The sequence below is a fragment of the Novosphingobium sp. JCM 18896 genome (assembly GCF_025938095.1).
GTDB lineage: Bacteria > Pseudomonadota > Alphaproteobacteria > Sphingomonadales > Sphingomonadaceae > Novosphingobium.
Map to the genome: position 1 here is coordinate 724,140 of NZ_JAPCZF010000001.1, position 18,845 is coordinate 742,984.

An 18,845-nucleotide genomic window follows, 5' to 3' on the forward strand; every position below is an offset into this window, starting at 1 on the left:
TCCGTCCCGGGTTCGCCCGGGACGGGCACTATTCTTCGCCGTGGCCGAGTGCGAGGTAATCGGCGCTCTGCATTTCCTGAAGCCGGCTGATGGTGCGATCGAACTCGAAGCGGCCGCCCTCGTTGCCCTTGGCGCCGGTATCATAGAGATCGTCGGGCGCGGCATCGGCGGTTGCCAGCAGCTTGACCTTGTGCTCGTAGAGCGTGTCGATCAGCGTGACGAAGCGCGCGGTCTCGTTGCGCAGGTCGGGGCCCAGCTTCGGGATGCCGACGAGGATCACCGTGTGATAGGCCCGCGCGATCGCGAGATAGTCCGAGGCGCCGCGGGCTTCGCCGCAGAGCCGCTTGAAGCTGAACACCGCGACGCCCTTGAGGCTCTTGGGCACGAACAGGGTGCGCCCGCCGAGGTCGAGTTCGGCCGAGGGGACGTGGGCGCTGTCCTCGGGCGAATAGTCGGTCAGGCGGAAGAAGGCCTCGCGCACCTGCGCGGTCGCTTCGGGGCCGAGCGGCATGTGCCACATCGCCATCCCGCCCAGACGGTGGAGCCGGTAGTCGACCGGGCCGTTCAGGGTCAGTACGTCGAGCTCGCGCTCGATCAGTGCGATGAAGGGCAGAAAATGCTCGCGGTTGAGCCCGTCCTTGTAGAGGTCCTTCGGCGCACGGTTCGAGGTGGTGACGATCGTCACGCCGAGTTCGTCGATGAGCTGGGTGAACAGCCGGCTCATGATCATCGCATCGGCCGAATTGTTGACGACCATCTCGTCGAAGGCGAGGCAGCGCAGGTCCTTGCCGATTGCCGCGGCGACCGGCGGGATCGGATCACCCTGTTCCTTCTTGCGCTCGTCGCGCAGTCGCTCGTGGACCTCGAGCATGAAGGCGTGGAAGTGGACGCGGCGCTTCTCGTCGATCTTCAGGCTGTCGTGGAACAGGTCCATCAGCATCGACTTGCCGCGGCCGACGCCGCCCCACATGTAGACGCCGCGGTGGCGGCTCTCGCGCTTCTTGCCGAACAGCTTGCCGATCAGCCCGCCCGTGGGCGCGCGCTCGAGCTCGCGCTGGAGCTTCTCGAGGCGTTCGGCCGCAGCTTCCTGCTCGGGATCGGGGCGCAGTTCGCCCGAGGCGATCAGCGCTTCGTAGCGGGCGAGCAGGCCGGTCATCGGCCGGAAGCGATCGGGGCGCTGGGCTTGCGGACCGTGCCGGTGAACGAGGCGACGATGCTTTCGTCCTCGCCTTCGCCCTGGACGATCAGCCCGCGCAGAAAGCCGAGCCGGCGCGTCTCGCGCAGGACCTGGACCACGGCGTCGAGCGGCTTCTCGGGATCGCCCGAACCGATGAACTGGCAGGACAGGTCGACCGTGGCCGAGCCCATCGCATCGACGCCGCGCACCATGTGCATGCCGGCGAACAGCGAGACGTCGATCAGGCCGAGCGTCGCGGCACCGTGGACGTTGTTGCCGTTGTTGGTCAGGTGGCGGACGGGAATGATCCGGCAACGCGCCGAATCCTCGTCCTCGCGCCGCACCAGCATGCGGCCGAGTACGGCCTCGTTGTAGCGGGTCTCGTCGAGCAGCCGCCAGCGATGCCAGCCCGGGTTCTCCGGGTCCGGCTCGCAGGAGAAACCGCGCGCGCCTTCGCTCACGGTATCGGCCTCAGACGTGCCGTTCGGCCTGCATCTTCTTGATCTCGGCGATCGCGCGCGCCGGCGACAGGCCCTTGGGGCAGACGTTGGCGCAGTTCATGATCGTGTGGCAGCGATAGAGGCGGAACGGATCTTCCAGCTCGTCGAGGCGCTCGCCGGTCATCTCGTCGCGGCTGTCGGCCAGCCAGCGATAGGCCTGGAGCAGGATCGCCGGGCCGAGGAACTTGTCGCTGTTCCACCAGTAGCTCGGGCACGAGGTCGAGCAGCAGGCGCAGAGGATGCACTCGTAGAGGCCGTCGAGCTTCTCGCGCTGTTCGGGGCTCTGCAGGCGCTCCTTGCCCGAAGGCGTGGTCGAGACGGTCTGCAGCCAGGGGCGGATCGAGGCGTACTGCGCGTAGAAGTGCGTGAAATCGGGGACCAGGTCCTTGATCACGTCCATGTGCGGCAGCGGCGTGATGCGGATCTCGCCCTTGAGATCCTCGATCGCGGTGGTGCAGGCGAGGCCGTTGCGGCCGTTGATGTTCATCGAGCACGAACCGCAGATGCCTTCGCGGCACGAGCGGCGGAAGGTCAGGGTCGGGTCCTGTTCGCTCTTCATCTTGATGAGCGCGTCGAGGACCATCGGGCCGCAGTTGTCGAGATCGATCTCGAAGGTGTCGTAACGGGGATTTTCGCCGCTGTCGGGATCGTAGCGGTAGACGGTGAACTTCTTGACCTTGGTCGCACCCTCGGCGCGGTGGTGATTACCCTTCTTGTTGATCACAGAGTTCTTCGGAAGGGTGAAGGTCGCCATCGAAATTGCCCCATATTGCGGCTGCGAAAAGCCGGCTGTTTGCGCCTCTCTAGCGATTCACGGCGTCAGGGCAAGCCCGTCGCGCGCAATGGCGCTTGCATATCGCGCGGCTGTGCTTGTCCTGGCCGAAACGAATGGGGCGGCCGTCTTCGAGACGACCGCCCACGCCTGGTCCAGTAGTTTGCGGATCTACTGGCCCTCGACGCCGTCCTCGTTGGCCATCCAGTGGACGAAGCGGTGCAGCGGGTACATCGCATCGTGCGGATTGCCGATCGCCGCGGGGCCCGCCTCGCCGAGCCGGACGACGCGCTGGGCGCCGCCGCTGGCGAGGTGGTCGCGCAGGGAGGGCATGCGGTCGAACGGATAGACGCCGACGGTCTGGGTGGCGACGTTGACGTATTTCATCGCTTCCATGAGATCGGGCACGCAGACTACGTTCGAGGTCTTGCGCAGCGGGTGGAAGTCGACCGGTTCCTCCGAACGGATCGCGACGCCGCGACCGTCGGTCTTGCCGAAGACCGCATAGTCGTCGTCCATCATGCGCAGAACGTCGATTTGCTCCTTGAGCTCGCGGTCGAGCGGGCGCGGCGTGCCTTCGCCGGTGCGGTCGATGCGCAGGCGCTCGGCCAGGACCTCGGCATAGCGGTCACCCTCTTCGGGCGTCGCCTCGAGGAAGGTGAAGCGGCTGCAGACGCAGGCTTCCTGGTTGAGGATCGAGACGTCGCGGGCGTTGAACTCCGCGGCTTCGGCCAGGGTCTCGTCGGAAGCGAAGGCCTCGCGGCCGACCATCGAGATCGAGGTCTTGGGATCGAACGAGACGAGCTGGAAGCCCGGGCCGATGTACTTCATGACGTTGTTGATCGCGTCGCCGCCGCCCCAGGCGACCAGCTTGTCGAAATACTGCGGGCGATAGAGCACGCGCTCCACGGCATCGTCGCCGCCGCGCCAGTAGATCGCCGACATCGACTGGACGACCGGATGGTTCGGATCGATCTCGGCCATGGTGCGCAGGAAGGCGGTGGTCGAGAACGGATCGGCCGAGGCCATCTTGAACAGGCTGACCGACTTGACCAGCGCCGACTGCGCGATCGAGCGAATGCCCATGCCCGGCGAATTGCCCGGCAGGACGTGGATCAGGCGCGGGGCATAGGCGCGGATGAAGCTGCGGCGGCCCTGGTGATCGGTGTGCGGCACCCATTCGTCGAGCGCCTTGGGGTTGGGGAAGTTCTGCTCGACCACTTCCATCAGCACCTTCTTGTCGAGGTACTCGGTAGCGTGGAGCATCTGGTGCTCGATCACCCCGCGCGGCGCGAGGCTGACCTTGGCCATGCGGTCGATGCAGGCCTGGACGTGCTCGTTGTTCGGATCGCAGAGGCGCTGGCCCGACTCCACGAGGAAGTCGATGATCTCCGAGAGCGGCGTGTTGAGCAGCGGCGGCAGTTCGGTGCGCGGGTGGACCAGGCTGTTGAGGTCGAGCTTGGGCGTGGCGAAGGATACGCCGAGGTCACGCGAGCGATGGATCTGCTCGGCGCCTTCGACGACCTGACCGCGGATGAAGAACGGCGCGGAATCGGCCTCAGCGGTTTCGGTCGAGGGCGGGCTGCTCAGGTCGGTCAGCGTGTTCATGGCGATCCTTTCCACATGCGCCCTGCCGCGACTCGGCTTAATGGCGACTGATACGTTTCATTATCGCGTTATGGCCGTTCGAGGCAAGCGGCATTTGCTGACCGCCGCGGATTGCGATCGGGGCTTGCTGCTCCTGCGGCCGAATGAGACATTCGCGGCAGAACAGAACCAAGGAGAGCACAGGATGGCCGCGAGAGAGCAGGCCGGGAGCGGACACCGGGACATCTTTGCCGCGGACATCGCCTGGGGGCAGGGCGCCTCGCCGGGCATCCAGTATGCGCGCTTCCTGCTCGACGAGGACAACGCGGCAAGCTCACCGATGGTGATCCTGTCGAAGTTCGAGCCTGGCGAAGTGGTCGATCCGCACACCCACGGCTGCAACTACCTCGAATATATCATCGAAGGCTCGCAGCGGGTCGGGAAGACCAATTTCACCAAGGGCGACGTGCGCTGGGCCAAGGCGGGGACGGGCTATGGTCCGATCGTCGTCGGCCCCGAGGGCTGCACCGTGCTGATCGTCTTCCAGGAAGCGGCGAAGTCCAACACCATCCCGCTGGGCAAGGCCCGGAGCCTGCCGGAAACCGTCTGAACCGGCGGCCTCGTCGCGCACTTTCACAAATATCGCTGCAGCGGTTGCCGGCGCGCGCGATTGTGCCATCACCCGCAACAAATTCAGGAGATGAACGATGTCCGAGGGGAATTTCTATAAGGGCCGCGTCGCCGTGGTCACGGGTGGTGGTCGTGGCTTCGGCAAGGCCTTCGGCACGGCGCTGGCCGCGCGCGGCGCTCATGCCGTGCTCGTCGACATCGACGGCAAGGTTGCCGAGGAAGCCGCGGCCGAGATTCGCGCGAACGGCGGTCAGGCCACGGGCTTCGGCGGCGACGTCACCGACGAGGCGCGGATGGCCGAGATCATGGCGGCCGCCGCGGCGCTTGGTGGAGGCGGCATCGACATCCTGATCAACAACGCGGGCCTGCACAGCGACGAGTACGGCCAGCCGATCTTCAAGATGGGCCTCGCCAAGGTGAAGCGCCTGTTCGACGTCAACGTCATCGGCGTCGTCACCTGCACGATCGCCGCGGCCGATTACATGCGCGGCCGCGCGGGTGCGTCGATGGTCAACATCGCCTCGTCGGCCGGGCACATGGGTGGCTCGGCCTATGGCGATACCAAGCTCGCGGTCTCGGGCCTGACGATCACCTTCGCACGCGAGCTCGGCCCCGATGGCGTGCGCGTCAACGCGATCTCGCCGGGCCTGATGCTGACCGAGACGATCGCCGCCGAACTGCCGCCCGAGACCAAGGCGCGGGTCAAGGCGATGCAGATGATCGGCGACGACGGCAAGGAAGAGCACATCGTCGACGCCATGCTGTTCCTGACCTCACCGCAGGCGAGCTTCGTCACCGGCGAAGTCCTGCGCGTGACCGGCGGCATGGCGGCGGGGGTTTGACCCGATGAGCGAGCCTTTCGTCCGCCCCGACGTCCGCAAGTTTCTCGACGGAATGGCGGCCAATCCGCGGCCCGTGTTCAACGACGCGATGATGGTCATGATCCGCCAGATGCCGTCCGACGCCATGGCCGGCCTGGACCTGCCCGTCGGCGAACTCGGCGAGATCCGCGACGTCACGATGGCGGGGCCGGGGGGTGACATCGCCTTGCGGCTCTACGATCCGCGCGCCGACCGCGCGCCGGGACCGGTCGTGGTATTCTATCACGGCGGCGGCTTCGTCGTCGGCTCGATCGACACCCACGCCGGGCTCGCCGCCGAAATGGCGCGCCAGCTCGACTTGCCCGTGATCTCGGTCGAATACCGGCTCGCGCCCGAGCACAAGTGGCCTTCGGCGCCCGACGACGGCGAGGCCGCGGCGCGCTGGATCGCGGAGAACGGCGCGGCTTTCGGTCGCGAATTCACCCATCTCGTGCTCGCGGGTGACAGCGCCGGCGGTAATCTGACCCTGGTGGTCGCCAACGATCTCCACGCGAGGCCTGCGGCGCTGCCGCTGCTCGCGCTGCTGGCGATCTATCCGAAGGCGGATTCGAGCAAGCGCTATGGCTCGATGGTCGATTTCGCTGACGGCTACGGCCTGGAATCGGCCAACATGGCCTATTACGATCAGGCCTATGCGCCCGACGGGCAGCACGTGCGCCACTCGCCGATCCTGGCCGATCTCGTCGGGCTGCCGCCGACCCTGGTGGTCACGGCCGCGCTCGATCCGCTGCGCGACGAGGGCCGCGCCTATGCCGCCGCGGCGGCGCTCGCCGGTGTCGACGTGACCTATCGCGAATACCGCGGCACGATCCACGGCTTCTCGAGCTATCGCCGGCTGATCCCCTCGGCACAGGCGGATATGCTGTCCTATCTGGCGCTGGCGCGCGCGATGATCGCCGAGGCGCTCGCGGGGTAGTTTGTCGCTGCGATGTCGTTTGACTGACGTCGGCAGCGCGCCCTTTCGCGTTTTTCTCCCATCGGGCTTGGGGTAACCTTGGCCGATGGGAGAGACGGTCAAGACATTCTGCCGCAATTGCAGCGCGCTCTGTTCGATGGAGATCGACGTCGAGGAGGGGCGCATGGTGCGCGCCCGGCCCGACGGCACGGCTTCGCCCTATGGCGCCTATCTCTGCCCCAAGGGGCTCGCCGCGATCGACTTCCACAACGGGGCCGAGAACCGGCTGCTGCAGAGCCTGAAGAAGCAGCCCGACGGCGCCTTCGCACCGATCGATGCCGAAGCCGCGCTCGACGAGATTGGCGCCAGGCTCAAGGCGGTCTACGAGGAACACGGCCCGCGCGCGATTGCGGTCTATCACGGCACCGGCGCCTATCGCTGCGTGCTCGGCAACCTGATGGAGCGCGCCTGGGTGGCAGCGCTCGACACACCGAACTTCTTTTCGTCGATGACCGTCGACCAGTCGGCCAAATGGGTGACCATGGCGCGCATGGGCGTGATGGCCAGCGGTCGTCACAATTTCCGCGACGCCGACTGCGCGCTGCTCGCGGGTGGTAATCCGTTGGTCACGCACCAGGGCGCTCCTTTCGCCGTGGCCGAGGTCGGTGCGCCGGCGCGCGCGTTCGCCGCGGCCAAGGAGCGCGGCTGCAAGATCATCATCGTCGATCCGCGCCGGACCGAGACCGCGCGCTTCGCCGACCTGTTCATCCAGCCGCTGCCCGGCCACGACGCCGAACTGTTCGGGGCGATCGCCCACGTCATGCTGCGCGAAGGCTGGTACAAGCGCGATTTCGTCGAGCGCTTCTGCATTCAGCTCGACGAATTGCGCGCGGCGCTGGCGCCGTTCACCCCCGAACTCGCCGCAGCGCGCGCGCAGGTTCCGATCGAGCAGATCGAGCTCGCGGCCCGGTGGCTGGGCGAGGCCGAGCGTCCACTCGCGGGCAGCGGCACGGGGCCGTCGATGAGCACCCATTCGAACACTGCCGATCACATGATCGAGGTGGTGAACGTGCTTGCCGGCGGTTACCGCAAGGCCGGCGACCGTATCCGCAATCCGGGCGTGCTCAAGGTCAAGGACGCCTACGAAATGGCGGTCTCGCCGACGCGCAGCTTCGAGCACGAGCCGAAATGCGTTAGCGAGGATACCGGCCTGCTCGTCGGCGAGTTCCCGACGGCGCTGATCCCCGGTGAGATCGCCGCGGATTCGCCCGATCGCATCCGCGCGCTGATCTGCTTCGGCGGCGATCCGCTGATGGCGGTCGGCGATCCCACCGTGGCGCGGGCCGGGTTCGAGAAGCTCGACCTGCTGGTCTCGCTCGACAGCCGGATCAATGCGACGGGCGAACTGGCCGACTACGTCATCGCGACGAGCCAGCCGTTCGAGCGGCATGAGATTTCGGTGCCCGGCGACGGTTCCTATCCCGAGCCCTTCGTCCAATATACCGCGCCCGTCGTCGCGAAGCCCGAGGGCGTGATCGACGATTGGGAGTTCTTCTGGGGTGTGTCCGCCCGCATGGGCGTGCCGTTGACCTTCAAGTACTGGAACTACGGCCTGCGTTTCCAGGACATCCCCGAAGGCATCGAACTGAGCCTGACCGAGAAGCCCGATCCCGAGGATCTGTGCCGCTATCTCGCCAAGGACAGCCTGGTACCCTTCGACGAGATCAAGGCGAACCCTTCGGGCGTGCGTGCCGAAGTGCCGCCGCGCGTGGTGCAGCCCGGGCCGGCGGGGGCGACGGGGCGGCTCGCGCTATGCCCGCCAGACGTCGCCGCCGAACTCGCGACTATTGCGGCCGAACCCGCGGAAGCCGGCTACGGCTATCGCCTGACCTGCCGCCGCATCCTCCACGCGCTCAATGGCGCGTTTCGCGGTTCCAAGGAGGTCCGCCGCCGGTTCCCCGTGAACTATGCGCACATGAATCCCGAGGACATGGCGGCCGAAGGCCTGGCCGACGGCGACACGATCGAGATCGCATCCGAGTTCGGCGCGATCCGCACCCTGGCCAAAGGCGAGGACCGTCTGCGCCGCGGGGTCATATCGATGACCCACATGTTCGGGCCATTGCTCGGCTCGGGTGACCCCGTGGCCGACGGCGGCGCCAATGTCGGTCAGCTGACCTCGCTGAAGCATCACGTCGAGCCGATCAACTTCATGCCGCGCTTTTCAGCCGTGCCGGTAAATGTTAAAAAGGTGAACCAACTGCACATGGCCTGAGGGAGAGCCGACGATGGCGAGTTTGGCACAGGTTGCGGCGCTGCGCCCCGCAATGGTCCGTTCGCGTCCGGTCCGCGTCGATGCGGTTTTCGATGATCCCACCGCCGTGTTGCGACTGCTGCGCGAGCGCGGGCCCTACCAGACCACCGCTGCGGTTCATAACCTGGGTGCGACGATGGGCGCGGGCGCGGCCAGCGCGCCCTGGTTCAAGGCCTATCTCGACGATCCGCTGTTCATCGAGAATTCGCGCTGGATCGCCGCAGCGCGCGAGGCCTTCGGTGCGGCCATCGTCCGCCCCTTCGCCGCCATGGTCAATCTCAACGCGGCGACCCCCGGCGGTGTGCCGCATCTCGACCTCGCACAGTTCCGCGGTTTTGGCGCGCAGCAGGCCCCCGTCTGGTTGCTCCAGAACATGGCGCACGCTGGCCTGTTCAACGATTGGATGACGCCGATCGCCTCGGGTCTCGCCTGGTTTTACCGAGGCCGCGACGGCGGCTTCGAATACTTTCCAGACGGGCCGCAGGCACCGTCGGTGACCGAGCGCGCGCCGCTGTGGAACGTCGGGGTGATGAGCGACAACGAGTTCATGTGGCACCGCGTGGAGCCGATCGGGACGCCCGAAGAGCAGGGGCGAGTCCGTGCGCTGATGCACTTCGACAACAGACTGCATGCAATCGAAGGCGGTTGGGAGATGCGGCGCGGCGACGATTGTCTGATCCGCTTCGGGCTCGATCAGGTGCGCATCTCGATCTTGTGGAAGGCGCATGTCTTCACCGATGCGGCGCACCTGGCTTCGTTCGAGGATGAAAGGCTGAACCTGACCCTGGAGCAGGTCGTTGACGGCTATCAGGCCGATCTGATCGCGCGGGGAATCGCGGCGAAGCGTCCGTCCGATCCGCTCGCCGACGACGAATGGCGCGAGGTCCTGCAGCGCGTCTACGCTCCGCCGATCGAGCATCTGCGCGCGGATTGAGGCGCACGGGAGCTTTCCGCGCAAACAAAAAGGCCCGCCGCGCGAGCGACGGGCCTTTCCGATAGATGGGCCTGAGATCAGGCGCCGAAGGTGCGCTGCCACCAGCCGCGACGCGGCGTGTCGCCACCTTCGCCGGCTTCCGCCTCGGCAGCAGCCTCAGCCGCGACATCCGCCGCCGGTTCGGCCACAGGTGCCGGCTCGGCTTCTGCGGGAGCTGCCTCGGCTTCGACCTTCTTCTTGCGCGTACGCTTGGGCTTGGCCGGGGCCTCTTCCGCCACCACTTCGGCAACGGGCTCGGCAGGCGCTTCGGCAGCCGGAGCTTCCTCGGCGACGGTGTCGACCTTCTTGCGACGTGTGCGCTTGGGCTTGGCGGGAGCCTCTTCCGCCGCCACTTCGGCAACGGGTTCGGCGGGCGCTTCGGCCGCCGGAGCCTCCTCGGCAACGGCATCGGCCTTCTTGCGGCGCGTACGCTTGGGCTTGGCCGGAGCTTCCTCTGCCGGAGCCGCTTCGACTTCGACAACCGGCTCGGCTGCGACGGGCGCTTCTGCGGCTTCGTCCGAGGTCTCGGCGCCTTGGCCGTCCTCGTTCACCGCGGCCTGATCGCCTTCGCCGCGACCACGGCCGCCGCGCCGGCGACGACCGCGACGGCGACGCTTGCGCGGACCGTCCTCGTTGTCGGCGCCGTCTTCGGCATTGTCGTCACCGGTGGCTTCGAGCTCTTCGCCAACCTCGTCGTCGCCGGGCTCGTCACCGGCGTCTTCCGACTGCGTCTCGTCCTGGCCGTCCTCGCGACGGTCACGACCGCGACCACGGCGGCGCTTGCGACGCTTGCGACGGCCATCGCCATCGCTGTCGCCACGGCTGCCGGCCTCTTCGGCCTCGGCTTCGTCGAGATCGTCGTCCTCGGGCAGGTCCTCGTCGTCGAACTCTTCGACGATCGGCTCGAACTTCGGAACGAATTCGGGGCGCGGGCCCGACGAGACGACGCGCATCTTGGCGCCTTCGTTCTCACCCTCGGGGATCACCTCGACGCGCACGCCATAGCGATCCTCGATCTCGGCGAGATCGGCGCGCTTGGCGTTGAGCAGATAGACCGCCGCCTCGGTCGAGGCGTAGAGCGAGATAATCGAGCCGCGACCCTTGGCGGCCTCGTCCTCGATCAGGCGCAGCGCCGACAGGCCGGCCGAGCTGGCCGTGCGGACCAGGCCGGTGCCGTCGCAGTGCGGGCAGGTGCGGGTGGTGGCTTCGAGCACGCCGGTGCGCAGACGCTGGCGGCTCATCTCCATCAGGCCGAAGCTCGAAATGCGGCCGATCTGCAGACGGGCGCGATCGTTCTTGAGCGCCTCCTTCATCGCCTTCTCGACCTTACGGACGTTCGATCCGTATTCCATGTCGATGAAGTCGATGACCACGAGACCGGCCATGTCGCGCAGGCGCAGCTGGCGGGCGATCTCGCGCGCGGCTTCGATGTTGGTGTTGACCGCGGTCGCCTCGATGCCGTGCTCCTTGGTCGAGCGGCCCGAGTTGATGTCGATCGAGACCAGTGCTTCGGTCGGGTTGATGACGATGTAGCCGCCCGACTTGAGCTGGACCACAGGGTCGTACATCGCGGTCAGCTGGTCCTCGGCGCCATAGCGCTGGAACAGCGGCACCGGATCGGCATAGGCCCGCACGCGGCGTGCGTGGCTGGGCATCAGCAGCTTCATGAAGTCGCGCGCGGCGCGGTAGCCCTGCTCGCCCTCGACGACGACTTCTTCGATGTCACGGTTGTAGATGTCGCGGATCGCGCGCTTGATCAGGTCGCTGTCCGAATGGATCAGCGCCGGCGCCGACGACTTCATCGTGTTCTCGCGGATCTCGTCCCACAGGCGGGCGAGATAGTCGAAGTCGCGCTTGATCTCGGTCTTGGTGCGGGCAAGGCCGGCGGTGCGGACGATGCAGCCCATCGACTTGGGCAGGTCCATTTCCGAGATGATCGACTTCAGGCGCTTGCGGTCCGAGGCCGAGCTGATCTTGCGGCTGATGCCGCCACCGTGGCTCGAATTCGGCATGAGCACGCAGTAGCGGCCGGCGAGCGACAGATAGGTGGTGAGGGCGGCGCCCTTGTTGCCGCGCTCTTCCTTGACGACCTGGACCAGCAGCACCTGGCGGCGGTGGATCACGTCCTGGATCTTGTAGCGGCGGCGCAGCGCCATGCGCTTGGCGCGCAGTTCGTCGGCTTCCTTCGAGCGGCCGCGGCCGCCCTGGCGGCGCTTGCCGCGACGCTGGCGGCCACCCTGGCCATCCTCGTCGCCGCCTTCGCCGGCTTCGGCCTGTTCGCCGTCTTCGTCCTCGAAGCCGTTCTCGACGTGGCCGTCCTCGATCGTCGCGACCTGGTCCTTGTCGGACGTGTCGACCTCGGTGACGCCCTCATCGCCGAAATCGTCGGCCAGGCCTTCGCCCAGATCGTCGTCGCCGCCGAAATCGTCGTCGTCACCCTCGTCGGCGGCGCGCAGAGCGGCCTCTTCCTCGGCGTGGGCGGCCTCTTCGGCCAGCAGGGCTTCGCGATCCTCCTTGGGGATCTGGTAGTAGTCGGGATGGATTTCGCTGAAGGCGAGGAAACCGTGACGGTTGCCGCCGAAATCGACGAAGGCCGCCTGCAGCGACGGTTCGACCCGGGTTACCTTGGCGAGATAGATATTGCCTTTGATCTGCTTGCGATCGGCAGATTCAAAGTCGAATTCCTCAATACGATTGCCTTTGAGCACGGCCACCCGGGTTTCTTCCTGGTGGCGCGCATCGATAAGCATGCGCGTGGTCATTATGAATTCTCCAAGCGCGCCGCGGCGCGGACCCCGCAAAACGGGGAGCCGGCAATGCGGCGCGAATATACAATAGCTCGCCGCCGCGCCCGATCATGTCGAGGCCCGGTACACGGCGAACTGGGGTGTGCGTGAAGCCCGAGCGCGACAGCGTCCGGGCGGCTTGCTTCGTGTCTGCTAGCGGGAGAATGCGCGGCGTAGTCGAACGCGCAGTACCGAAATGCGGTGCGCCAGCCGTCCAAGCCTTCCGCGCCTGCAAAGGCTGCGGTTGGCAGAACGGCAAGTGGCTTCTCATGGCTCGCATCAACCTGTTCGGTCCGGATTGGAAAGCCCGGATGTCGGCCGGAAAAGTGAACAACTCTGCGATCCTCGTCCGATTATGCTTGTTTCAGCTCTGTTTCGGAGCATCGAGGATCGGACAGGTTCGCCCGGCTTCGTTCATCTAGCAGCCAATACCTTGATCGGCAAGGCTTGCCTCGGGGCTGGCCCGCGTGCGGACGTGCGTAGCGCGTGGGGGGCTGTCGCCGCGGACGGGTGGGGGACACCGGTTCCCTCTGCCATTGCGGTTCCATGTGGGTAGCCCTAGCAAGAGGTTCAATGCCGCGCTTGGTCCAGCTTGTCCTGCTCGTCGCTGCGCCACTGGCGCTGGTGGGAGCCATGGTTGCGGCGGATCGGCTCTTTGCATCCCCCGGTCGCGGCTATGCTTACGTCGAGCGTATCGTGCTGGCCCCGCCCACGAGCGAGATCGGCCTGCCGCCGATCCAGGGGCCGCTCGACGGTAGCCGGCCGCTCGTCGTCATCGATGCCGGGCACGGCGGCCATGATCCCGGCGCCGGTCGCGCGCCGCTGGTCGAGAAGGTCCTGACCCTGGGGCTCGCCCGCGCGCTGCGCGACGAACTGATCAAGGGCGGCGGCGTGCGCGTGGCGATGACGCGCGACGACGATCGCTTCCTGCTGCTGCCCGAGCGCTCGGGCATGGCGCGGCGGCTCAACGCCGATCTGTTCATCTCGATCCACGCCGACAGCGTCGAGGACGGCGCGGACGTGCGCGGCGCCAGCGTCTACACGCTGTCCGAGCGCGGCACCAACGAGACCGCCGCGCGCCTGGCCGCGCGCGAGAACCGCGCCGACACGGTCAACGGCGTTTCGCTGGCCAGCACCAGCGATGCCGTGAGCGCGATCCTGGTCGACCTGTCGCAGCGCGAGACCCAGGCTCGCTCCGAGCAGTTCGCCCGGCTGATCCTGCGCGAGGCTTCGGACAAGATGCGCTTCCACGATCGCGAGCTGCAATCGGCGGCTTTCGTCGTGCTCAAGTCGCCCGACATGCCCTCGGTCCTGTTCGAGAGCGGCTATATCAGCAATCCCGACGAGGCCGCGAGACTGGCCTCGCCCGAAGGCCAGGCGACCTTCGCCAAGGCGACCGCACAGGCGATCCGCGCGTTCTTTGCGCGGCAGGCTCAGCCATGAAGCGTGGCATGGGCTCGTTGCGCCGGACTGCCTGCGAACGCGCTTCCCCTCGCGCGGGACACGCGATAAAGGCGGCGGGCAATGGCTGAAAACGCATCGTCCGACGGCGAGAACCTGAACTATCGCATCCGCCGCGAGGCGAGCGGCGCCTGGGGATGGCTCCGTAGCAATTGGCGCGAAAAGCGCTGGGTCCGCTGGCTCGGCTATGCCGGCGGCGGCTTCCTCGCCGTCTTCGCCGCGGCCTGGCTGCTGGTCGCGCGTGACCTGCCTTCGGCCGACAAGCTGCTCGACTATCAGCCTCCGCTGCCCACGATCGTGCGCGGCATCGATGGCCAGATCGTCTATTCCTATGCGCGCGAGCGCCGCGTCCAGCTGCGCTTCGTCGATTTCCCGAAGCAGCTGACCGACTCCTTCCTCGCGGCCGAGGACAAGACTTTCTGGACCCACGGCGGCGTCGACTATCCGGGCCTCATCGGCGCGGTGATCGACTATGCCTCGAAGATGGGCTCGGGTCAGCGCGCCAAGGGCGGTTCGACGATCACCCAGCAGGTCGCCAAGAACATCCTGATCGGTGACGAATATTCGGTCACGCGCAAGCTCAAGGAAATGATCCTGGCGCGGCGCATCGAGGCCACGCTGACCAAGCAGCAGATCCTCGAGCTCTATCTCAACGAGATCCCGCTCGGCCGGCAGAGCTTCGGCGTCCAGGCCGCCGCGCGCGCCTATTTCGGCAAGGATGTGGGCGATCTCAATCTGCAGGAATCGGCCTTCCTGGCGATCCTGCCCAAGGCGCCCGAGCGCTATGGCCGCGCCAAGAACGCCGACATGGCGATCGCGCGCCGCAACTACGTGCTCGACCAGATGGAGAAGAACGGTTGGGCCAGCGCCGAGGCGGTGGCCCAGGCCAAGACCCAGCCGCTCGGCATCATCGGCCGCCGTGTCGAGACCTACGATCCTTCGGTCGGCTATTTCGTCGAAGAAGTCCGCCGCCAGCTGATCGATCGCTACGGCGAGAAGGCCGAGAAGGGCCCGAACGGCGTCTATGCCGGTGGCCTGTGGGTGCGCACTTCGGTCGATCCCGAGATGCAGAAGGCGGCGCAGGATTCGCTGCGTGCCGGGCTGCTGCGCTATCACGGCGGCATGGGGTGGCGTGGGCCGATCGAACATCTCGATATCGATGGCGATCGCTGGCAGACCGAGCTGGTCACGCTCAACAAGACCATCACCTATCAGGACTGGCGCGTCGGCATCGTCATCGATCGCCAGGGCGCCAGCGCCTCGATCGGTTTTCCCGACGGCAAGACCGGCCGCCTCACCGGTCTGCCCGACGCGCTGCGTGCGGGCGACGTGATCGCCGCCGCGCCGGTCGGCACCGACACCTATGCGGTGAAGACCATTCCCGAAGTCTCGGGCGGCATGCTCGTCGAGAGCCCGGCCGACGGCCGCATCGTCGCGATGCAGGGCGGTTTCGACGCGGGGCTCGCCTCGTTCAACCGCGCCACCCAGGCGCTGCGCCAGCCGGGTTCGACGATCAAGCCTTTCGTCTACGCCACGGGTCTCGACATGGGCATGACCCCGGCGACGATGGTCTCGGACGGGACCTTCTGCGTCTATCAGGGCACCGCCGGGCAGAAGTGCTTCCGCAACTTCGGCGGCGGCGGCGGTGGCGGCACGCATACGATGCGCTGGGGCCTCGAGCAGTCGCGCAACCTGATGACCGTGCACATCGCCAACGACGCGGGCATGGAGAACGTCACCAAGACCTTCCAGCGCGTCGGCATCGGCAAGTACCAGAACTACCTGTCCTTCGCGCTGGGCGCGGGCGACACCACGGTGATCCAGATGGTCAACGCCTATGCCGCGCTCGCCGCCAACGGCGTGCAGTATCCGGCCTCGGTGATCGACTATGTCCAGGACCGCAACGGCAAGGTCATCTTCCGCGCCGACAACCGCCGCTGCACGACCTGCAACATGGCGCAGTGGGACGGCAAGCCGATGCCCCGGTTCGAGCCGCGCGGCAAGCAGGTGCTCGATCCGCGCACGGCCTACCAGGTGGTCCACATGCTCGAGGGCGTGGTCCAGCGCGGCACCGCGGTCGTGCTGCGCGACCTCAAGATCCCGCTGTTCGGCAAGACCGGCACGACCACGGGCCCGACCAATGTCTGGTTCGTCGGCGGTTCGCAGAAGTACGTTGCCGGCGTCTATCTCGGCTACGACAAGCCGCGTTCGCTCGGCGGCTATGCCCAGGGCGGCCGCATTGCCGCGCCGATCTTCAAGCAGTTCGTCCAGGCGACGCGCAACCGCTGGAGCGACCTGCCTTTCGTCGCGCCCGAAGGCGTGCGCATGGTCCGCATCGACCGCACCAGCGGCAAGCGCGTGTTCGGCGTCGAGCCGGGCAGCGATCCCAAGGCCGGCGTGATCTGGGAAGCCTTCAAGCCCGATACCGAACCCGCGCGGGCAACCCGCGCCGACGAGCTCTCGAAGCAGCGTTCGGCGCTGCTGGCGGCGATCCAGCGCGGGCGCCAGGCGCGCCAGCAGGATGCGCGCGATGCGGCCCGTTCGGCGGAATCGGCGGACTTCGCCGAGGAACAGGGCGGCGTCTACTGATCGCGCTCCGGGGAGGCGTTGACACCGCGGTTCCTATAAGTTCATCTTCCTTACCAATTGTCAGCCGGCCGACAGTCGCTATCGTTGCCGGACGATAACAAAAGGGACGGGAATGGGACCGAGGCACAGCTTCTGGAGTGTATTGGGGCCGGCGGAAGCTCCAAAATTCGGACCGGGTTCGCGTTCCGCACGCGGTGGTGTCAATCCGACGGCCGAACCGTCGGTCGAGGACGAGACCCAGGCCAAGGTTGCCGAACTCGTTACCATCCTGGGCGAAGCGCACCGGATCGGCGTGCGCCTGCTGCAGATGTTCGCCAGCGTGCGCGAGGATTCCGGGCTCTCGGGCATCGAGGTGCTGACCCTGATCGGCGTGGCCCACGCCGCGCGGCCGCCGACGGTGCCGCAGATGGGGCGTTCGCTCGGCCATCCGCGCCAGGTGATCCAGCGGGCAGTGCGCGTGCTCGAGGAGGAGGGGCTGGTCGAACTCCAGCCCAACCCCGGACACAAGCGCGCCGCGCTGCTGGTCGCGACCGAGAAAGGCCGCGCGCTCGGCGGCACGATCGACGCCCAGTCTGCGGAGATCATCGCCGACCTGACCGAAGGGCTCGATCTCGATCTCGCGGACCTCGCGGCGATGAGCGACGGCCTGCTCACCCTGCGCCGCCGGATCGACGGGCGCCCCGCCGAACGCGCGGACTAAGCCGATGCCGGGCTTTCATCCCTCGCACCACGCCCGGACCATTCCCGACGCTGCCGCCATGGTCATCGCCGACACCGGCGAGGTGCTGACCTATCGCCAGCTCGACGAATATTCGAACCGCTTCGCACAGCTCTTGCGCTCGCTGGGGCTCAAGCCCGGCGATCGCATCGCGCTGATGCTGCGCAATTCGCCGGCTTTCCCGATCGTCTATTGGGGCGCGACCCGCTGCGGCGTCTTCGTGACCCTGCTGTCGACCCATCTCAAGCCGGAAGAGGCCGCCTACATCCTCGGCGATTCCGCGGCGAAGGTGCTCGTGCTCTCGGCCTCGCTCGGCGAGACGCCGCGCGCGCTGGCGGCGGAGCGCGCGGCGCTGATCTCCGGCGTGGGGACTATCCTCTATGCCGACGACGAGCCGATCGAGGGCGCCAGTTCGCTGCGCAATGCGCTTGCGGCGATGCCGCCGGTGCCTGTGGTCGATGAAATCTCGGGCTTCCACATGATCTATTCGAGCGGCACGACGGGGCGGCCCAAGGGCATCGTCCTGCCGTTCACGCCCGGGCCGATCGACGAGTTCAACGCGCTCGAGGGCGGGATGCCGCGCTATCACGAGATGGACCCGCTCGTGTATCTCAACGTCGGCCCGCTCTACCATGGCGCGCCGCTGTCCTGTATGATCGTCGCGCAGCGCCTGGGCGGCACTTTCGTCACCCAGCGCAAGTTCGATGCCGAGGGCGTGCTCGCGGCGATCGAGAAGTACGGGGTCACCGCGGCGCAGTTCGTGCCGACCATGTTCGTGCGCATGCTGGCTCTGCCCGAAGCGGTGCGCAGGCAGTACGACATTTCTACCCTGCAGATCGCGATCCACGCCGCGGCGCCGTGCCCGGTCGAGATCAAGCGCCAGATGATCGAATGGTGGGGGCCGATCATCCTCGAATATTACGGCAGCACCGAGGGTGTCGGCGCCACCGCGATCAGCGCCGAGGAATGGCTGCGCAAGCCCGGCTCTGTCGGGCGGTCCTCGCTCGGCCCGATCCACATCTGCGACGAGGACGGCAACGAGCTGCCCGCGGGCGAGCCCGGGACGATTTGGTTCGAGGCGCTGCCGGGGCGCGGGGTGAATTACCTGAACGACGCGGCCAAGACTCGTGCTGCGACCCATCCGCGTCATGCCGACTGGTTCGCCGTCGGCGACATCGGCCGGCTCGACGAGGACGGCTATCTGTTCCTCACCGACCGCAAGGACTTCATGATCATCTCGGGCGGGGTGAACATCTATCCGCAAGCGATCGAAGACTGTCTCATCGTGCATCCCAAGGTGCTCGACGTGGCGGTGATCGGCGTTGCCAATCCCGAATATGGCGAAGAGGTGAGGGCGATCGTCCAGCCCAAGGATTGGTCGGAGGTGGGCCCTTCGCTCGAAGCCGAACTGCGCGAATGGGTGAAGGACCGCATATCGAAGGTGACGCAGCCCAAGAGCTACGAATTCGTCGAGGAATTGCCGCGGATTCCGTCGGGCAAGCTGGCCAAGCACGAGCTGCGCAAGCTCTACGGCAATCCCGTCGCGGTGATTTAATTGACAC

General features: G+C 66.9%; 14 protein-coding genes. 9 read left to right on the plus strand and 5 right to left on the minus strand.

All coding sequences use genetic code 11. The features are described 5' to 3' along the window. Nucleotides 1-28 precede the first annotated feature (28 nt). From zapE to OLX23_RS03545, 4 genes are all read right to left on the minus strand, one after another. On the minus strand, nucleotides 29-1,156 hold the full coding sequence (gene zapE, locus OLX23_RS03530) for a cell division protein ZapE (protein ID WP_264443110.1): 1,128 nt from the start codon (nucleotides 1,154-1,156) through the stop codon (nucleotides 29-31). Then, complete coding sequence (locus OLX23_RS03535) at nucleotides 1,153-1,638, minus strand: PaaI family thioesterase (RefSeq protein WP_264443112.1); 486 nt, start codon at nucleotides 1,636-1,638, stop codon at nucleotides 1,153-1,155. The genes zapE and OLX23_RS03535 overlap by 4 nt, the downstream gene beginning before the upstream one ends. 10 nt (nucleotides 1,639-1,648) lie before the next feature. After that, nucleotides 1,649-2,431, minus strand: a complete 783-nt coding sequence (locus tag OLX23_RS03540; protein ID WP_264443114.1) for a succinate dehydrogenase iron-sulfur subunit — start codon at nucleotides 2,429-2,431, stop codon at nucleotides 1,649-1,651. Nucleotides 2,432-2,620: 189 nt separating this feature from the next. Then, complete coding sequence (locus tag OLX23_RS03545; protein WP_264443115.1) at nucleotides 2,621-4,057, minus strand: acyl-CoA reductase; 1,437 nt, start codon at nucleotides 4,055-4,057, stop codon at nucleotides 2,621-2,623. Nucleotides 4,058-4,241: 184 nt separating this feature from the next. Here OLX23_RS03545 and OLX23_RS03550 point away from each other — a divergent pair, with 184 nt between their 5' ends. The 5 genes from OLX23_RS03550 to OLX23_RS03570 all read left to right on the plus strand — a co-directional run bounded on the left by OLX23_RS03550 (nucleotide 4,242) and on the right by OLX23_RS03570 (nucleotide 9,690). After that, complete coding sequence (locus OLX23_RS03550) at nucleotides 4,242-4,646, plus strand: hypothetical protein (protein ID WP_264443117.1); 405 nt, start codon at nucleotides 4,242-4,244, stop codon at nucleotides 4,644-4,646. Nucleotides 4,647-4,743: 97 nt separating this feature from the next. Beyond that, a complete protein-coding gene (locus OLX23_RS03555; RefSeq protein WP_264443118.1) occupies nucleotides 4,744-5,508 on the plus strand; it encodes an SDR family NAD(P)-dependent oxidoreductase in 765 nt (254 codons plus the stop codon). Between the two features lie 4 nt (nucleotides 5,509-5,512). After that, nucleotides 5,513-6,463, plus strand: a complete 951-nt coding sequence (locus tag OLX23_RS03560; protein ID WP_264443119.1) for an alpha/beta hydrolase — start codon at nucleotides 5,513-5,515, stop codon at nucleotides 6,461-6,463. Between the two features lie 85 nt (nucleotides 6,464-6,548). Beyond that, nucleotides 6,549-8,717 carry a molybdopterin-dependent oxidoreductase gene (locus tag OLX23_RS03565; protein ID WP_264443120.1) on the plus strand — a complete coding sequence of 723 codons (2,169 nt, stop codon included), beginning with the start codon at nucleotides 6,549-6,551 and terminating at the stop codon, nucleotides 8,715-8,717. Between the two features lie 13 nt (nucleotides 8,718-8,730). Then, nucleotides 8,731-9,690: a hypothetical protein gene (locus tag OLX23_RS03570; protein ID WP_264443122.1), complete on the plus strand. Its 960-nt coding sequence runs from the start codon at nucleotides 8,731-8,733 to the stop codon at nucleotides 9,688-9,690. A 77-nt stretch (nucleotides 9,691-9,767) separates the two neighbouring features. Here the strand turns inward: OLX23_RS03570 and OLX23_RS03575 are convergent, their stop codons facing one another. Continuing rightward, nucleotides 9,768-12,491 (minus strand): Rne/Rng family ribonuclease, encoded by a 2,724-nt coding sequence (locus tag OLX23_RS03575; protein WP_264443124.1) that lies wholly within the window; start codon nucleotides 12,489-12,491, stop codon nucleotides 9,768-9,770. Nucleotides 12,492-13,088: 597 nt separating this feature from the next. Between OLX23_RS03575 and OLX23_RS03580 the strand changes: the two genes are divergently transcribed. The 4 genes from OLX23_RS03580 to OLX23_RS03595 all read left to right on the plus strand — a co-directional run bounded on the left by OLX23_RS03580 (nucleotide 13,089) and on the right by OLX23_RS03595 (nucleotide 18,838). Beyond that, nucleotides 13,089-13,958 (plus strand): N-acetylmuramoyl-L-alanine amidase family protein, encoded by an 870-nt coding sequence (locus tag OLX23_RS03580; RefSeq protein WP_264443125.1) that lies wholly within the window; start codon nucleotides 13,089-13,091, stop codon nucleotides 13,956-13,958. Nucleotides 13,959-14,039: 81 nt separating this feature from the next. After that, the gene (locus OLX23_RS03585) at nucleotides 14,040-16,565 is read left to right on the plus strand and encodes a penicillin-binding protein 1A (RefSeq protein ID WP_264443127.1); all 2,526 of its coding nucleotides are present in this window, start codon (nucleotides 14,040-14,042) and stop codon (nucleotides 16,563-16,565) included. A gap of 112 nt (nucleotides 16,566-16,677) precedes the next feature. Continuing rightward, the gene (locus tag OLX23_RS03590; RefSeq protein WP_264443128.1) at nucleotides 16,678-17,265 is read left to right on the plus strand and encodes a MarR family winged helix-turn-helix transcriptional regulator; all 588 of its coding nucleotides are present in this window, start codon (nucleotides 16,678-16,680) and stop codon (nucleotides 17,263-17,265) included. Nucleotides 17,266-17,269: 4 nt separating this feature from the next. After that, nucleotides 17,270-18,838: an AMP-binding protein gene (locus OLX23_RS03595; RefSeq protein ID WP_264443130.1), complete on the plus strand. Its 1,569-nt coding sequence runs from the start codon at nucleotides 17,270-17,272 to the stop codon at nucleotides 18,836-18,838. Nucleotides 18,839-18,845 lie beyond the last annotated feature (7 nt).

Bases quoted from the DNA above. Each gene is read 5' to 3' on its own strand.
- zapE (WP_264443110.1), bottom strand. From the start codon at position 1,156: ATGACCGGCCTGCTCGCCCGCTACGAAGCGCTGATCGCCTCGGGCGAA.
- OLX23_RS03540 (WP_264443114.1), bottom strand. From the start codon at position 2,431: ATGGCGACCTTCACCCTTCCGAAGAACTCTGTGATCAACAAGAAGGGT.
- OLX23_RS03545 (WP_264443115.1), bottom strand. From the start codon at position 4,057: ATGAACACGCTGACCGACCTGAGCAGCCCGCCCTCGACCGAAACCGCT.
- OLX23_RS03550 (WP_264443117.1), top strand. From the start codon at position 4,242: ATGGCCGCGAGAGAGCAGGCCGGGAGCGGACACCGGGACATCTTTGCC.
- OLX23_RS03555 (WP_264443118.1), top strand. From the start codon at position 4,744: ATGTCCGAGGGGAATTTCTATAAGGGCCGCGTCGCCGTGGTCACGGGT.
- OLX23_RS03560 (WP_264443119.1), top strand. From the start codon at position 5,513: ATGAGCGAGCCTTTCGTCCGCCCCGACGTCCGCAAGTTTCTCGACGGA.
- OLX23_RS03565 (WP_264443120.1), top strand. From the start codon at position 6,549: ATGGGAGAGACGGTCAAGACATTCTGCCGCAATTGCAGCGCGCTCTGT.
- OLX23_RS03570 (WP_264443122.1), top strand. From the start codon at position 8,731: ATGGCGAGTTTGGCACAGGTTGCGGCGCTGCGCCCCGCAATGGTCCGT.
- OLX23_RS03575 (WP_264443124.1), bottom strand. From the start codon at position 12,491: ATGACCACGCGCATGCTTATCGATGCGCGCCACCAGGAAGAAACCCGG.
- OLX23_RS03580 (WP_264443125.1), top strand. From the start codon at position 13,089: ATGCCGCGCTTGGTCCAGCTTGTCCTGCTCGTCGCTGCGCCACTGGCG.
- OLX23_RS03585 (WP_264443127.1), top strand. From the start codon at position 14,040: ATGGCTGAAAACGCATCGTCCGACGGCGAGAACCTGAACTATCGCATC.
- OLX23_RS03590 (WP_264443128.1), top strand. From the start codon at position 16,678: ATGGGACCGAGGCACAGCTTCTGGAGTGTATTGGGGCCGGCGGAAGCT.
- OLX23_RS03595 (WP_264443130.1), top strand. From the start codon at position 17,270: ATGCCGGGCTTTCATCCCTCGCACCACGCCCGGACCATTCCCGACGCT.